The 15483-nt window shown below is 45.7% G+C and carries 14 protein-coding genes; 10 read left to right on the top strand and 4 right to left on the bottom strand.

What is annotated here, in order from left to right; translation table 11 throughout:
• Nucleotides 1-88: 88 nt before the first annotated feature.
• The 3 genes from H608_RS0113215 to H608_RS0113205 form a co-directional block, all read right to left on the bottom strand.
• Complete coding sequence (locus H608_RS0113215) at nucleotides 89-1501, bottom strand: hypothetical protein (protein WP_028788089.1); 1413 nt, start codon at nucleotides 1499-1501, stop codon at nucleotides 89-91.
• 2 nt (nucleotides 1502-1503) lie between these two features.
• Complete coding sequence (locus tag H608_RS0113210) at nucleotides 1504-2925, bottom strand: hypothetical protein (RefSeq protein WP_028788088.1); 1422 nt, start codon at nucleotides 2923-2925, stop codon at nucleotides 1504-1506.
• Nucleotides 2926-2992: 67 nt separating this feature from the next.
• Nucleotides 2993-4393, bottom strand: coding sequence for a bifunctional UDP-3-O-[3-hydroxymyristoyl] N-acetylglucosamine deacetylase/3-hydroxyacyl-ACP dehydratase (locus H608_RS0113205; protein ID WP_038008416.1), 1401 nt, complete (start codon nucleotides 4391-4393; stop codon nucleotides 2993-2995).
• Nucleotides 4394-4744: 351 nt separating this feature from the next.
• On the opposite strand from H608_RS0113205, the gene mnmE reads away from it, so the two are divergent.
• The 4 genes from mnmE to H608_RS0113185 all read left to right on the top strand — a co-directional run bounded on the left by mnmE (nucleotide 4745) and on the right by H608_RS0113185 (nucleotide 7798).
• The gene (gene mnmE, locus H608_RS0113200; protein ID WP_028788086.1) at nucleotides 4745-6166 is read left to right on the top strand and encodes a tRNA uridine-5-carboxymethylaminomethyl(34) synthesis GTPase MnmE; all 1422 of its coding nucleotides are present in this window, start codon (nucleotides 4745-4747) and stop codon (nucleotides 6164-6166) included.
• Nucleotides 6167-6642: 476 nt separating this feature from the next.
• Nucleotides 6643-6834 carry a FecR domain-containing protein gene (locus tag H608_RS0113195; protein ID WP_028788085.1) on the top strand — a complete coding sequence of 64 codons (192 nt, stop codon included), beginning with the start codon at nucleotides 6643-6645 and terminating at the stop codon, nucleotides 6832-6834.
• Between the two features lie 307 nt (nucleotides 6835-7141).
• Nucleotides 7142-7384, top strand: coding sequence for a hypothetical protein (locus H608_RS0113190; RefSeq protein WP_155990168.1), 243 nt, complete (start codon nucleotides 7142-7144; stop codon nucleotides 7382-7384).
• A 51-nt stretch (nucleotides 7385-7435) separates the two neighbouring features.
• Nucleotides 7436-7798, top strand: a complete 363-nt coding sequence (locus tag H608_RS0113185; protein WP_155990167.1) for a carboxypeptidase-like regulatory domain-containing protein — start codon at nucleotides 7436-7438, stop codon at nucleotides 7796-7798.
• A 296-nt stretch (nucleotides 7799-8094) separates the two neighbouring features.
• Here H608_RS0113185 and H608_RS0113175 read toward each other — a convergent pair whose 3' ends face one another.
• Nucleotides 8095-9558 carry a Fic family protein gene (locus H608_RS0113175; RefSeq protein ID WP_038008412.1) on the bottom strand — a complete coding sequence of 488 codons (1464 nt, stop codon included), beginning with the start codon at nucleotides 9556-9558 and terminating at the stop codon, nucleotides 8095-8097.
• A 248-nt stretch (nucleotides 9559-9806) separates the two neighbouring features.
• Here H608_RS0113175 and H608_RS0113170 point away from each other — a divergent pair, with 248 nt between their 5' ends.
• From H608_RS0113170 to H608_RS0113150, 6 genes are all read left to right on the top strand, one after another.
• The gene (locus tag H608_RS0113170) at nucleotides 9807-13106 is read left to right on the top strand and encodes an NERD domain-containing protein (RefSeq protein WP_081658891.1); all 3300 of its coding nucleotides are present in this window, start codon (nucleotides 9807-9809) and stop codon (nucleotides 13104-13106) included.
• An 87-nt stretch (nucleotides 13107-13193) separates the two neighbouring features.
• Complete coding sequence (locus tag H608_RS24955; RefSeq protein ID WP_211227068.1) at nucleotides 13194-13394, top strand: DUF3875 domain-containing protein; 201 nt, start codon at nucleotides 13194-13196, stop codon at nucleotides 13392-13394.
• A gap of 120 nt (nucleotides 13395-13514) precedes the next feature.
• Nucleotides 13515-13658, top strand: coding sequence for a hypothetical protein (locus H608_RS24660; protein ID WP_211227066.1), 144 nt, complete (start codon nucleotides 13515-13517; stop codon nucleotides 13656-13658).
• Nucleotides 13655-13909, top strand: coding sequence for a hypothetical protein (locus H608_RS23720; RefSeq protein WP_028788078.1), 255 nt, complete (start codon nucleotides 13655-13657; stop codon nucleotides 13907-13909). The genes H608_RS24660 and H608_RS23720 overlap by 4 nt, the downstream gene beginning before the upstream one ends.
• Nucleotides 13910-13914: 5 nt before the next feature.
• Nucleotides 13915-14229, top strand: coding sequence for a hypothetical protein (locus tag H608_RS23715; protein WP_028788077.1), 315 nt, complete (start codon nucleotides 13915-13917; stop codon nucleotides 14227-14229).
• A 92-nt stretch (nucleotides 14230-14321) separates the two neighbouring features.
• Nucleotides 14322-15482, top strand: coding sequence for a hypothetical protein (locus tag H608_RS0113150; protein WP_155990165.1), 1161 nt, complete (start codon nucleotides 14322-14324; stop codon nucleotides 15480-15482).
• The last annotated feature ends 1 nt before the right edge of the window (nucleotide 15483 follow it).

Genomic DNA, 15483 nt, shown 5'->3' with positions numbered 1-15483 from the left:
CCCACATTTTACCCCTGAAAATGTTGATTTCCGGGGCTTTTGGCGGATTTGGTGTATTTGGGCTCCGGCCAGCTTTAAAATGCCTTTTTTAGTTCAGTTTGTAGTCGGCAAACAGGTCTTCACCGTCCTGTTTGTCACTCACTTCTTCGCCTGCCGGAATGTATTCAAACAGGGTGGGGTGAAAAACGGGGAGTTGCAGCATGGTATAGGCAAATCCCAAAGCGCCGAAGGCAAAAAGCAAGGCTGCATTGTTGATATCTGCAGAAATATGGCTTGCTTCGGTAGCAGTCAGAAGCCTGTAAAAAGCAATCATACAAGCCAATACCTGCAGCCAGAAAAGGATATAAAAACCGGCACGTTCTATTGCATAAAGAAAGTAAAGACCCGCAGAAAGCAGGATAACGATCGCTCCCGCCAGCCCGGCCTGCCTGAAATTATTAATAAAAAGCAGGAAATAACAGATGCCGGTAATGATCAATACCGTTCTGGCTGATCCCGATGCATAGTCTTCCAGGCTGCTTTTGCGCTCGCTCACTGTCTCCTGCCGGTTGCCCAATGCCAGCGAAATCAGCCAGGCAATAAATCCGGCAAATGGCAGGGAGAACAGCCAGATCCATATCCGGTTTGACAGGTTGTACAGGAGTATATGCTCAAACATCTGCTTACGCAAATACCAGGCTATTGCGAGTACAAAGGCCGTAATGCCTGCAATGGAGCAAAATGTGAACGTGATGAAATACACGCGGAAATCTGCAATAAAGGAGGAGTGCAGGTAGGTAGGCAGATTTCTGGCATACACGCCCAGCGACAAACAGTAAATAAACAAAGCCAGTTTCAATATCCAGAAAGCAATTGCGTTGCCAAAAGCCGAAGGGGTGTTTGCCAGGTTGAGCAGGCGTGTTTTTTTAATAAAATCATCAGTCTTAACAAAATTCAGCAATTCTGAAATGGCAATCATGGCGGTACTGCCGCCTACAAAAGCAACCAGGATGCGAAGTATGAGCGTGCGGACACTGCTCTCTGTGGATGAACTAAGTAAATACTGGGCTGCCATGACGGCCGACTGGTTGTCGAGTGCCAATTGCACAACGAATAAAGTGATGATGATAATGGAAAGTTTATCTCTCTTCAATCCTCCACCTGTCATGATTACCAATAATAAGAATGGCAGCATACCCATCAGAATGCTGACTAAATAAAGGATTATATAAAGGGAAGAGCTGGCTGTTTTCCAGTCTTTGGTAAAGAAATAAGTAATGCAGCTGCACACGAATGCAAGACCTATCGCACTCAGGCCGGCTTTCATTTGCTGCAGCATCAATGCCAGTCCCAGGAAAATACCGGCTCTTATAAGAAAATGGAAAAAGAAAGCGGCGAGTAAGCCGTTGTCATCTGAGATAGGAAAGCGGCTTTCACAGACCAGGGCAACGGCAGAAAAAATGCCGACGATGCCGGCGGCTGCGGGAAAACGGTCGAGATAGGTTTTATTGTTGGAGGTCATAATTATTGCAATTCATGTTCGGCGAAGAGGTGGTCTTCGGTGGTTATTTTTTCCTCATCCGGTTTAAAATAATCAGGTTGCAATGCAGGCAGGAGCAACAGGCTCCAGGCCATGCCCATCACAGCGAGCTGTGCCATAAACATGATATTGAAAAAGCTGAAAAAGTTATCGTAATTACGGAAGTTCATGTAGTCAGTTTCCTGCTGGCCCAGCAGGCATGACCCTATTACATAGACACAAAAAGCCAGTTGAATATATAATTGAGCACGATATGCCTGCGGATTTAATGTGGAGAGCAGGAAAAGGCCGGCACTTGCCGCCAGAATATAGACGAAGTCCATATCGGAGGAACTCTTGTTGAAAAACCAGGCGGCGATCAACGCATATACAGCCAATACGGCGATTTTGACGGATATCAATGAATCATTCCTGAAAGCCTTCAACGTTACCAGTTGCTGCGACTTATTGGTTGACGGTTGTTTCATGGCTCCGAAAAGTAACCAGGCAATAAATCCGATGAGCGGAATGCTGAGCAACCAGTAGATGAGTTTAGACCGGAGATCAAACCGCAACATAAACTCAAGAATATGCGTACGCAAATAGAGAACTCCTGCGCCTAATGCCGCCATACAGCAAACAATAGAAAGTAACCAGTCCATTCGCAAAAGAAATATAACCCAATCGTATTCACTTTCTCTTGCAATCGAAGGCGGTCCTGACAGCATAACAGTAAGAAGTGTCGGACTGGTCAGCAGCATTGTTTTGAAAGAAAAAAAAGCCAGGGTGCTGGCACCGTGGTGATGACCGGATGAGATAGCTAATTTATTTAAAACAGGCTTCTCATTGCGATCGGCATGTAATATAAGTTCCACCAGCAGGAGGACGAAAGCACACCAACAACCTATCCGCTGAAAAGCCGCGAGAATCTGTTCGTACCAGGTGGAAGAAGTACTGGGAGAAAAGTCGACGACATTATATCCAGGACGGGCAGCAATAATTCCGCGATATAGCACAAGTACGATGGCAATGATCCATAAACGTTGTTGTTTCCAGTGACGGGTAAGGCGGCTTACAAAGAATATATAAGGCAACAGTTCAATGTTGTAATAAAACGAAACGGCTACCTGGCTGGGTGGCGGCAACACAGACCGGCCGATGGTCGCTGTCAGTAAAAAATGGAAAACAGCAATCCCTCCATGTACCATGATAGCCGTTTGCGCAGCCGGGATCGCTTCAAGAAGAATACCCGCTGCCAGCAACAGCCCGGCACCGGTTACAAAAAAAGCCGGGAATTGCGGCCAGTAAATAGCCGAAGGTTCGACTTCGAAAGAGTGAAGAAAAATGTAACGGAGTACGTATGCAATCACAAGCACGCCGAAGGCAACAGGCAGTCGCTGCAGGTAAGTTTTGGTGGTGACGGTCATGCAGGCAAGATATAAAAAAAGCTGCTCCGGTGAGAGCAGCTTTCAGCTATCATGATAATTTTTTAATTCAACCGCGCTTAACGATCTGTGCTACCAGATCCGCTTCTGTGGCTACTTTGCCACCGACATATACTGTTCCTTTCATCTCACAGATACCACGGCGGATAGGTGCCGACAATTCCATTTTCAGCAGCATGGTATCGCCGGGGCGCACCATCTGTTTGAATTTGCAATTATCTATTTTAAGGAAATAGGTATCGTGTTCGCCGCCACCGCTCAGGTTAATGGCCAGGATGCCGCCGCACTGGGCCAGCGCTTCGATCTGTAATACGCCGGGCATTACCGGGTTGCCGGGGAAATGCCCGGGGAAGAACCATTCATTGAACGTTACATTCTTCACACCCACGATCTTGGTATCGGTCAGTTCAATCACCTTGTCCACCAACGCAAAAGGATAACGGTGGGGCAGGGTCTTCTCTATGTAGGAATGATCGTAAACCGGCGGAAGGTTGGGATCATATACCGGCACATCTTTGGTGTGACGGTTTTTTTTGATGTGTTGTTTGATTTTTTGGGCAAAGGCCACATTGCTGCTGTGGCCCGGACGGTTGGCAATGATGCGTCCTTTCACCGGGTAACCGATCAAAGCAAGATCTCCGATAATATCGAGCAGTTTGTGACGGGCCGGTTCATTGGGGAAACGCAGCTCCAGGTTGTTGAGGTAACCTTCGCTTTTTACTTCGATGTTGTCTTTTTTGAATGTTTGTTTCAGGCGGTCCAGTTCCGAATCGGTAACGGGTTTGTCTACAATTACGATTGCATTATTGACATCACCACCTTTGATCAGGTTGTGTTCGAGCAGCATTTCCAGTTCATGCAGGAAAACAAACGTGCGGCTGATAGCGATCTCGTCTTTGAAATCCTTCATTTTCTTCAACTGCGCATGTTGCGTGCCGAGAACGGGAGAATTGAAATCGATGAGTGTGGTCACCTGGTATTCCAGCGCGGGCATGATCACCATCTCTACGCGTTTTTCTTCATCGTAGTGATAGATGTTCTCGTCGATGCTGTACCATACTTTGGCAGCGTCCTGTTCTACTACGCCGGCTTCTTCAATGATTTCCACGAAAGGTTGGGAGCTGCCGTCGATGATCGGGATTTCGGGGCCGTTGATCTCGATGAGGCAGTTGTCCACGCCCATGCCCACGAGTGCGGCGAGTACGTGTTCTACGGTGCTGATGCGCGCGCCGTTGGCTTCCAGTGTGGTGCCGCGGCTGGTATCGGTAACGAGGTCACAATCGGCTTTGATAACAGGTTGATTGGGCAAATCGATACGCTGAAACTGGTAACCGAAGCCCGGACTGGCGGGTTTCAGGGTCAGATCGGCCATGATTCCGGTATGGAGGCCGGTACCTGATATGCTGATTTCTGTTTTAAGCGTATGCTGCTTATCGGGATTGAATGCCATGCTTAAACTAATTTTTAGCCGGGCAAAGATAGGTTTTTTGGGCAAGGCGGGGTAGGGAAGGTAAAACAGCCGTTGTAAGTAAGCGACAGGTACAAGGTGTAGGGTGTAAGGCGTAAGACGTAAGGCCCGACACTTTGGGCAGAAGCTTCGGCCCAAGGCAATTGGGGTGTAAGAGCAGTAAGTATTGAATCAAAAGTAAAACAGCCGTGTCCCGCTCTTCGGAAGGCCGAAGTACCGGCTTCAGGGAACGCAACCCTCCATTCACTTATTCACCATTCACGATTGACGATTCACCATTGACCATTCACTATTCACAATTGCCAATTGCCGATTCACAATTAGCTTTGCACAATGAGTTTGCATACATCCTGGTCCGACACCATTATTGCGCTGGCCACGCCGCCCGGGGTGGGTGCTATTGGTGTCATTCGCCTGAGTGGGACCAAAACCTTTCCCATCGTCAACCAACTGTTTCCCTCCCGCGACCTGGAAATGCAGCCTTCGCATACGCTGCAGGTGGGTTACCTGCGCAAAGGCGGGGAGATACTGGATGAAGTGGTGCTCAGCCTTTTCCGCGGTCCCAAATCGTATACCGGCGAAGACGTGATCGAGATCAGTTGCCATGGCTCGCCCTATGTGCAGCAGCAGGTGATCGCTGCTTGTACGGAACTCGGGGCGCGGCTGGCCTATCCGGGTGAATTCACCCAACGGGCATTTTTAAATGGGAAAATGGACCTGGCACAGGCCGAAGCGGTGGCCGATCTCATCGCGGCAGACTCGGAGGCGGCGCGGCAAACGGCGCTCAAACAACTGCGCGGCGGCTTTTCGCAGGACCTGTCCCGGCTCCGGGAGCAACTCATTCACTTTGCCGCACTGATCGAACTGGAACTCGACTTCTCGCAGGAAGATGTGGAATTTGCCGATCGCAGCCAACTATCGACGCTGATCAATGAATTGAGTGTGGCCACAGCGCGGCTCGCACAGTCCTTCAAACTGGGCAACGTGATCCGTAATGGCGTAAATGTGGCGATTGTTGGAAAACCGAATGCCGGCAAATCGACACTGTTGAATGCGCTGCTCAACGAAGAAAGAGCCATCGTAAGCGAAATAGCGGGCACCACCCGCGACACGATTGAAGAAACCATTAATATAGCGGGCATACTTTTTCGTTTCCAGGACACGGCTGGTATCCGAGAGCATACCTCGGATAAAATCGAGCAAATCGGAATCAGGAAGGCGTATGAAAAAATTGAAACCGCATCGGTATTGTTGTTCTTAACGGATGTACGCGAAGCGGAGCCGGATGAAGTAAAACAACGCGTGAAAGAACTAACGGAAGGCCGCAGCGTAAAACCGGTACTGTTATTTACCAAAGCTGATCTGTTGACAGAAGAAGCATTAATAAAATGGCGCCATATTCAAAAAGAACTGGAAGAAGAATGGCCTGTATTGTTATTAGCCGCAAAACCCGGAGCAACGGAAGTGGCCGATACGGTAGATGATCTGCGCGAAACACTATACAAAATAGTAGCGGGCGAAGGCGTGGACACGGAACATACGATTGTAACCAATGCGCGCCATCACGCGGCTTTGCTGCAGGTGCAGGAATGCCTGCGTGAAGTGCGTGAAGGACTGGACAATAATATTGCCGGTGACTTCCTGGCGCTGGACATCCGCCGTTGCCTGCATTATCTCGGTGAGATCACCGGGCAGGTGGAAGTGGACCGGGATATACTGGGGACTATATTCGGGAAGTTTTGTATTGGGAAGTGAGGCCACTTACTACGCTTAACTACGCTTTACTTATCACATTCATTTACTGGAGAGTACAAAAGCGATTTTGACAAACTGACGTTTCTTAATCTGGTTTTTAGCAGTTTTTTGTATCTCGTTTGTATCTCGACACGCTAATTTGAAAAAAGTCAAGATACAAGCACAAAAGGAGGCGAGACCGCAGCCGCATACAGCTCATGCAGTCAGGGGCAGTATGTGGCAGTCGTAGGCACTTCCGTTATTCTGTAAACACAGAAAATGTATCTATATGAGCACAAACATGCAAGTAAAAAAGCAATGTGAACATTGTGGCGAGATTTTTATGGCCAGAACACTAGTCACACGGTATTGTTCGCACAGGTGCAACTCCTGGGCCTACAAATTAAAGCAACGCGTAGAAAAGATAAACGTACCAGTTTCTTCATCGGGAGTACGCAGTAGTGCCGACTTGGTCAATATTAAACGGATTTCCCCAATTGGCGGATCCTGGTCAGCAGGCAAGAGTACGTAACGATGATCTTGCAGTAATAGCGACACCGAATGAAGCGGAAGTGCTGGCATGGACAACAGGCTATTTCAATTTCATGGAGGCAGATATCAAAACGATCATGCGGCAGGTGGAGTCTTGGTATGATGTGGACGTGCGGTACGCCAAAACACCGGCGTAGTTATTTGTAGGAAGATACCACGGAACGTAAATGTGAATGATTTTTTCCGCATACTGGGAAGCAACAGATGGGTGCATTTCAATCTTGATGGGAAAAAGATAACCGTACTCAAATAGTTTTTTAGATGATTAATAAAAAGAAACCGCGCCAACGTACTAGGAAGGCGGGAGAGTGTCTGGGTTAACCCTATAATACAATCTGGTAGGACTGCTTATTCATTTAGCCCAAACAAGACAAAGTTATGCTATTAAAGGCTCTTTGTAAGGGACGGCTATGGCCCGGCCCTGCAACCAAACTATCACGGATCATGAAGATCACCGCCATTTTGTTACTGGAGGTCTGCCTGCAGGTCAGTGCGAACGGGTTTTCCCAATCTGTCACGCTGAAGATGGAGAATGCGCCACTTGAGAAGGTATTTTCCGAAGTCGAACAGCAAAGCGGTTACAGTTTCGTGTACACCAAAGACGTGTTGGCAAGAGCAAAGCCGGTCACCGTTCAACTTACCAATGCAAATATTGGAGAAACATTGAACCGTTGCTTCACTAACTAGCCCTTTACCTGGCAGGTCACCAACGAAGTCATTGTGATCAATAGCCGAGATGTGAAGACGAATACACCGGAATTCAGTAATACGCCACCGCCTATTGATATAAAGGGACGTATCATGAATGAAAATGGTGAACCGGTCGTAGCCACTGTCACCGTGAAAGGAACCGCGAATGCGAATTCCACGAATGACGCCGGTTATTTTGAATTAAAGAACGTTGACGATAATGCAACGCTGGTAATAACAGGCGTTAACATCGAATCCTATGAACTGAAAGTGCAGGGAAGAACAGAGTTCGGCACCGTTTCCGTTAGAACAAAAGTGATAGCAGGTGAAACTGTTACCGTCAACACCGGCTATCAAAGCCTTCCAAAAGAAAGATCCACCGGTTCCGGAGCATTTTCGGTTGAAATATAAGGATGCCGACATCGAAATTTGTGAGTATAAGGTCGATGGTATTTTTGTTATTAATACGCCCACATTTTATATGCATAACGCACTGCATAGAATATATACTTATCACAAGCTGGCAGAAGTGTTAACAGGCGAATACGAGGACGCGGTTGTTAATCTGCTGGTAGAAACAGACGATGCTGTCACCATGTATAGAGTAGGCTACCCTTATTTTCGTAAACCTGACCTACTCTACTATGATAGTGAAGATGATGATGCCTCGGTGGATATGTATGGATACCCCATTAAATGAACGAACCTTATTTGTGCTCTATTATTTTTAAGTATCCTTCTTTGTGCGTGAGGAATGCATTACAGGAAACGAGATATTCCTCCATAGCATCGAGATCTTCGTTATAAATATTACTACTGAATTCCCATGCCCGCTGCAACATCCGGATATAGGCATCAGCATCGCGCTGTTTGGTCAGTTTTTTTAATGCACCCATATAATCTTCTCGGTAAACGGTTGGAATGATGATTTTCGCCATCCCTTTTACACTAAGTTCTGCGTTCATCATTACCCGGGCCATTCTTCCGTTGCCATCGAGGAAAGGATGGACTTCGCTGATCATAAACATCATGTAAGCGGCTTTCGCAAAAGGATGTTGTAGTAAAGAGTACCAGTCGAATCCCTTTTTAAGCGTACCCGGTACCAGTTCCTTATCTACGAATTCAGTAGTGCCTGCACGATTATTTTTGTCCTTAAACTCGCCGGGGTTTTTTGTTTTTCTCGCTTGCAGCAGGATGGCATGACGTTCTCTTAATAGTCGTAGCAGGTCATCAGGCGTAGCTGGCACGATGGACATTTCCTGCCGGTTGGAGACGATCTGGTACGTGCCGAGAACATCATGCGAATCTTCGTCCCTCGCAGGCAGGGGAGTTGATGTGGTAATGATTTGCTTTGCCTCCTCGACAGTAAATTCAGTCCCTTCTATATAGTTAGAGAAATAACTTTCAAAAAAAGCAAAATTTTGGTAAGACCGGATCGTCTTATTAGGATCTGGATAGTCCGGGTATTCTTTTCTAGCCAGCTCCTCATAAACCGATTCAAAAAGCTGAATGCGGTCAGGATCTACCGGTTCACCCAATACGCGGGCCCTGGCAATGGGACTGACAATTCGCTTTGATAGTCCTGTACCCAGAAGATCGGTGATAAGTTGATTAAGTTCGGCTAGTTCCTTTTCCATTCCAAGTACAGGTGCAATTACTTTAGCCCTGTCCCGTACCTCGTTCAATGCCTGCTCTCCTTTTACACGCAGGAAACCTTCAATTTTTTCTTCTAGTTGTTCCCGGTTTAATGTTTTTGATTCTTCACCCGATCCTTTTGATCGCTGGAGGTTTTCCAGGTAGGCTCGGGAAAGTCCGGATGCTTTAAGATTGCCAAAAAAAAGCGTATCATCCTCGAGAGGTTCCGGGCCTTTCGAAAAATGAAGTGTCAACCCCGGCAATTCTACTAATCCTTTATAGCTGCGGGTGAGGTAAAGATGTCCTTCCGGTGTCGGCATCCGTTCCAACGCGCTCCGGTGACTTAGCAACGCATCGGGAAACAGATCAGAGATCAGCCGGTACCAGTTACGGCGGATGATCTTTTCAGGCGCCTCTTCAAGACTGGAGGTGTACACCCTGGGGGCTATTTTTCGTAGCAGCCCCTGTTTCTCCCATTTTCCGATTTCTTTGGACCGTTCCTTGGACCCGATAATAATTTCTTGTAGCCTGTTCATGGTAATTTTTTCCTCCTGATTCCCTTAATTATGATAATTAGGAAATATTTTATTCCATAAGTAATATAATTGGAGATAATTTATCCCAAATATAAATATTAATAACCAAAATGCCATCATTGGAAATATTTTATTCCTAAACATCACAAAATGGACATTTTTTGGCTTAAATAATGTATTTGATTGATAATCAATTTATAACGGATGTTCGGGAATTTCGTCAGCGGGAAACTTAACTTTGCAAGCCGATGCAATCAAAAGTCACTATATATATAGGGTCGCCGATAGAATATGATTCCGAAAAATTCGCTTTTCAGGCTATTCTGGATCGGCTGAATAGTATGAATACAGAGGCATTACTAATTGCAAACGTAAATCTGAACAAGACCCAGGTTGATTTCATTGTAGCGTTTGAAATGACCAGTTATGTAATTGAAGTAAAAGGTACCCGGCAGGAAATCAAAGGTGGGGTCAACGGAACCTGGTCGCAGAAAACATCTGCAACAGCATGGACTCCTATCCGAAATTATTATGAGCAGGCAATGAAAGCAGGATATGTTGTACGGGATGAGTTATCTCAGTTTCTGGGAAGGCAGGTTCCTTATACACATACTCAGCTTTTGTTCGCACCAGGTCTTAACACTGTATCTCGAATTCCCGCGACTGATTTCAAGGTTACAACGATATCAATTGCCGGACTGCCGGCATACAATAATACAGCAAAGCAAAACGGCTGCACCATACAGGAATGGAAAAGCTTTCTGGCCACTCATCATATCCATCCAGTCACAACTCCTGAGGCCGCATTAAGTGCGCAGCTTTACCAGCATGAACAATTATTGAAAAACTGCAACCGGTCACTTATTGAAACCTGGAAAGACGATATAAAAACATTTGTCCCTGTTGCGTGCACATACACAGATAATGCAATATCGCTGTCCGGGATAATGGAAATGGCAACAGCAAATAAAAACTTGCTGATAGCCGGGCCATCAGGCTGTTCAAAAACACTCATGGCGAAATGGCTTGCTACACAACTGGCAGCGCAGGATCATGTAACGCTATATCTGGAAGCAAAATATTTTAATTCACTGCTGGGGCCGTTACTGGATGAAGAAATAAAATTATTGGGTGCTCCGTCGGCTGCCGTGTTTTTTGATGCCTGTAAAAAGCTGGAGAAAACGATTATAATAGTAGTGGATGGCTACAATGAATCCAGCCGTGACAAGCAAAAGCGAATCGATCGTTGCCTGCTTGCATTATGCATCCGGTATTCCGCAAGCACGATCATCGTATCCCAGGATCACCAGGCTGGTTCGTCTGCATTGAATTTGGAATTGATTACAGTACCGATGCCTGACCTTGAAACTAAAAAGCAAATAGCAGCAAGCTATAGCTCTCCGGAAGCCAGTAAAAAACTGCAATCACTCCTGTCAACCGCTACCTCAGGTCTCGAAGCGATGATGATTGGTAATATGGCAGTTCACAAGCTGGCTGGTAAGAGCAGGTTTTCCCTTTTTGATTATTATGTACGTCAAAAACTGGATGCCGCAGCCACGGAAGGGACCAGAACGCTTTCCAGGATTGCACAATACCTGGCTGACCGGGTATCATTTGTATTGAGCATTCGCGAACTCGAAGAACTGGATATAGAGCCGGGTATCGTTGAGCTGTTAATAGGCAAAAAACTCCTGGCCCGGTATTTTGACAAACTGAGCTTTGGACACGAGTTATTTCTTCATGCCTATACCGCGGATGACATTATAAGAAGAGCAGGTCATGATCCGGAAATACTTACAACTGCATTGGGTATGCCGATAAATCGTAACAGCCGGATGTTTTTGTTAGGGGCGATTGAGGATGAAGCTGTATTGTTAAAGGTGCTTGAAAAGATCAGTGATTCGCAACTGATAGCAGAGATATATTTGGGAGAAGGAGGAGAAGTGGCCCGTCAATGGGCGGTTACGCGATTTACTGACATTTTTAAAAAATTGAAGTGTGAAGTGCAACAGCTTCAATTTGTAATCAATTATGAAGGTTTCAGGAAAGTTTCGATGGTGGAAGAGTCGATGAATAAATGGAGCCCGCCGGAGATGGCTTTTATATATGCCATTCCTGAACTGTTGCTGCATGGCCATTTTTTTGAAGAGGTTTTCCAGGTAGCCCGCTTCGCCGACGCGACGCTTGATAAAGAATTTACAAGATTATACCCGGAAGCAAAAGAGAAAAAGATTGCAATACGCAGTGATTTGTTTTCTGCAGCTTATTGTCCTTTCTCTGATCGCGGCAGTGGTTTGTCCCGAATTGTATCCACATTAAATTCTGGTCTTGTGTCCTTACGGATGCAAAATGAGGCTGTTCCTGCTAATGTCGCAACGGTTATCAACCTGGAGTCATGGTCCAACGGGACGTTATATACCGCATTGACATTAGGAAGGTTTAACGATGGTTTGATTCCTTTGTACTCCATCATCTATCATTGTCTTACTGAAAAGTGGAAATTTCTGCCCTACCATCTAAAAATTGAATTGCTCGAAGGTGCTGGTTACTTCTGGCCAAAGGAAGAGGAAAGATTGCTCTTGATTGATGCGATTAAAGAACTGATAGATAACAGCAATCCCATGATGAATACAAATATATTCGACACACTGGGTCGCTTAGGTGCATTTGAGAACGAGGAGGAAGAAGAACGTAAAAATGTTGATCACCGTTTACAGCGAATCTTGGTTGATAAAGAAAACCCTGAGAACTGGTCTGAAGCAGTGGGAATTTTTTATGCGCATTTTGACCATCCCTATTCAGGCGCTTATGGCAATGCTATCTATGAACTCCCGGAAGCTGAAAGAAAGGAATTTATGATTATGGTGGTAAGGGGTATCGATGATGGTATGTTCACAACTTCCGCTATTGTATCACTTGCAAAGTTCGATGACCCCGCAGTGGCTGTATACCTGCAACGATTTATCTCCGAACCACCGAAAGAAAAATCAAGTATGCCGCAGGATGATCTTGCAGTATATATCCTTGCACATTGTATACTGGCTCAGTTTGGTGCGCTGATTGATACAGGAGTCGGAAAATATTCAACGACCCGGGATAATGCTCTTTCAGCCGTGGCAATTGTACATTACTGGATTAACAGGACTGATTTAACCAATGCTGAAATAAAAGCAAAATGCGAAGAAGCATGGCTGTATTTAGAAAAAGATGCGGCAAACTACACGATGGATATATTGTACCAATCATTTGCGGCATTGCGCAATCATGATATTGGGTATAATTTGAAGATGACTCCCGCAATGATTCATGAGGTATTTCCCGAAAGGGTCGCCGCTGTTTGCAGGCACGCTATTCGTAATGGAAGCGATCTATGCCCTTTATATCAATGGGATAAAAAAGAAGCTGTGCTGACTCATGCCATTACTTTTCTGGAGGTAGTAGGAAGTTCATTGGATATCCCTTTATTAAAGCAATTAGCCGATCATTCAGAATTTGGCCACAGTGCCATAAGTGCCGTTAAAAAATTACAGGAAAAAGCACTGGCCTGAATGGCAATTTACTGATGTTCTCTCTTTCACAAGTAGTAGTTCCATTTTCACAATGTCCTGGCCTCCCCTCTGCATCACCTTTGATGCATCAAAACCCTCGCAGACATATTGCCCATCTTCGGTGTTGAGAAAGATTGCATACTCAGCAAGCAGGGCGATACCACTGTCGCCTATGAAGTACAGTTACAGGAACTCTTTACCTTATCTGACCAGGAATACGAAGCCTTGCACCAGTCACTGATAAGGGCAATTAAAATTTTGCCGGCAGGTACGGTATTTCATAATTAGGAGTGGTTCACCGAAGCCAAACACAAAGCTGATTTTTCAGGGATCGGTATCAGCTTCCTGTCACGCGCCAGCGAACGCTTCTTCAATGAGCGGCCCTACCTCGATCACCAGTGTTATATTATGATGACGAAAAAACCGGCAGGAAGAAAAGCAGGATCATTATTGTTCTCCAATTTACTCCGACGTCCCATTGTCCCGGAAGAAACATTGAAACCACAATTCTTACAGGATTTCCTGGACAGCGCGGGACAGTTTGAACCATGAAGGATGAATCCAACCGTTCCCAAACATTTTACCTTGTCAGGGGCAATGCCATCACCTCGAAAGAAGCATTCAACTTACTGGAAAGCCGCGCGGTGAATAAGGGTCTCGTAAACAAGGAAGTAGAAAAATACAACGCCTGGGTGCAACTGGATATGAAAGGCGATATAGACCTTAACCAGAACTATCCCATCAGCCGCTACCACGAGACTATGGATATGACCTCGCGAAGGCAGCCAATGAACTCGTTTTAAAACCAATGACAGCGGAAGAAGAAAGTGGTTTGCACAAATCATTACTTAAAGGAAATGTTCAATCTGTAACCTTTTTAAGAGATTGTGAAGAAGTAAAAGGTTTTATCGAAGCCAATCTCAAAGAGAGAACGGTAAATATCTATGATGCCCACATGAAGCCGCTCTCCAAAGAACAAAAGCTGGAGTTCATGGACTTCAAACCGGCCGGCCAGAAACTCGAACAGAAGACCGCAACCGTCAAAGGAGGTGACGACCTGGAAGATAACGCCCAGCTTAAAAAAAAGCAAGCGCGTACAAGAGGATATGGTATATCCATGTGATCGTCTCTCAGAATTTCAAAGCCAGCCTGTTAACGGCTGGCTTTTTTGTAAATTTATAATCCGCTAGTGAACCTTAAACTTTTTGTGAGGGTATGGATCATACAATGTACACGCTGGTACCGCTTCGATGGTCTGCTCCGACATGGCCGAAGTTGGCGGATAGTTATGGAAAGATGGCAAAGAATGATGAACAGCGAAAGGCATTGCTGGAGCTCCTTAATTTTTATAAGCAGGAATTAGGGCGTGGTTTTTTTGATACCTGTGATCATAATCACCCGATTTGCAGTAAGCTGACAGTGAATTTGCACAACCTCGAAGATTTGTTTGAGTTCACGGAATTCCTGAAAGAATTGAAGGAAAATGATCCGGGGAATTACACGCTTCTATTGCAGAAGTTAAAGCCAAGAAAGAAATGCCAGTCAGAGGGTATTCCATTTACGGATGTGTGCCGGATGTTCTCGAAGACAGGTTTCAAATTCAGTTTTCTTACGGAATCCAATAAAGAACGCTGTGCAGATATCCGTATCACGGACGAAGAGACTGGCGACTCGATCTATATTGAAGTGAGCCAGTTGTTGCTGAGCGATAACCAGCGTTCCATTCAGAAGCAGCATAGTCAATTGTCGAATACCATTATTGATTACGGCTATGATCTTCCCAAAGCCTGTAAACAATTGAAACACCTGGATGAGGCGCAGATGAAAAAGACAATTGCAATGATCCGTGCAATGAAAGACGAAGCAGCGGCTCAAAAGAAGTGTTGTGTATACGAAGATGAATTCATAAAGTTCGCGGTTACTCACCCGGAACGAATAGCTGAACTGGATGAATGGTGTGCACGTCACCAGATTCAACGCAACAGTGTCGGGGGCTTGGAAGTTAACTTTAATGACACGCCGCGCCTGGTGGATCGCAATAAGATCATTGGTGAGATCAGGCAGTTGCCCGCAGGTCAACCTGGTACAGTGTATATACCGGTATCGGTTTTATATTTCTATTCAATGGATAAAGCCGAGACAGCTACCGCCATCATGCAGCAACTGGAAAATTACCCGGACTGTCTCGGTGTCATTCTGTTTGTAGCATCAGTAGGGACTTTGCCGCATGGGCCGAGGATAGAAGAAGATCATTTTACAATTGGGGTAAGTGAATACAAGGGCCTTTCCCGTCATATATTGTATGTCGGTAATCCCTGGTTTACCGGAACCCTTTCGGAGATTACTTACCGCAGGTTCAGAGACAGCCTTTGCTGAT

Origin of the sequence: Terrimonas ferruginea DSM 30193, assembly GCF_000425585.1 — a bacterium.
GTDB lineage: Bacteria > Bacteroidota > Bacteroidia > Chitinophagales > Chitinophagaceae > Terrimonas > Terrimonas ferruginea.
This window is presented reverse-complemented; position numbering and strand designations above follow the sequence as displayed.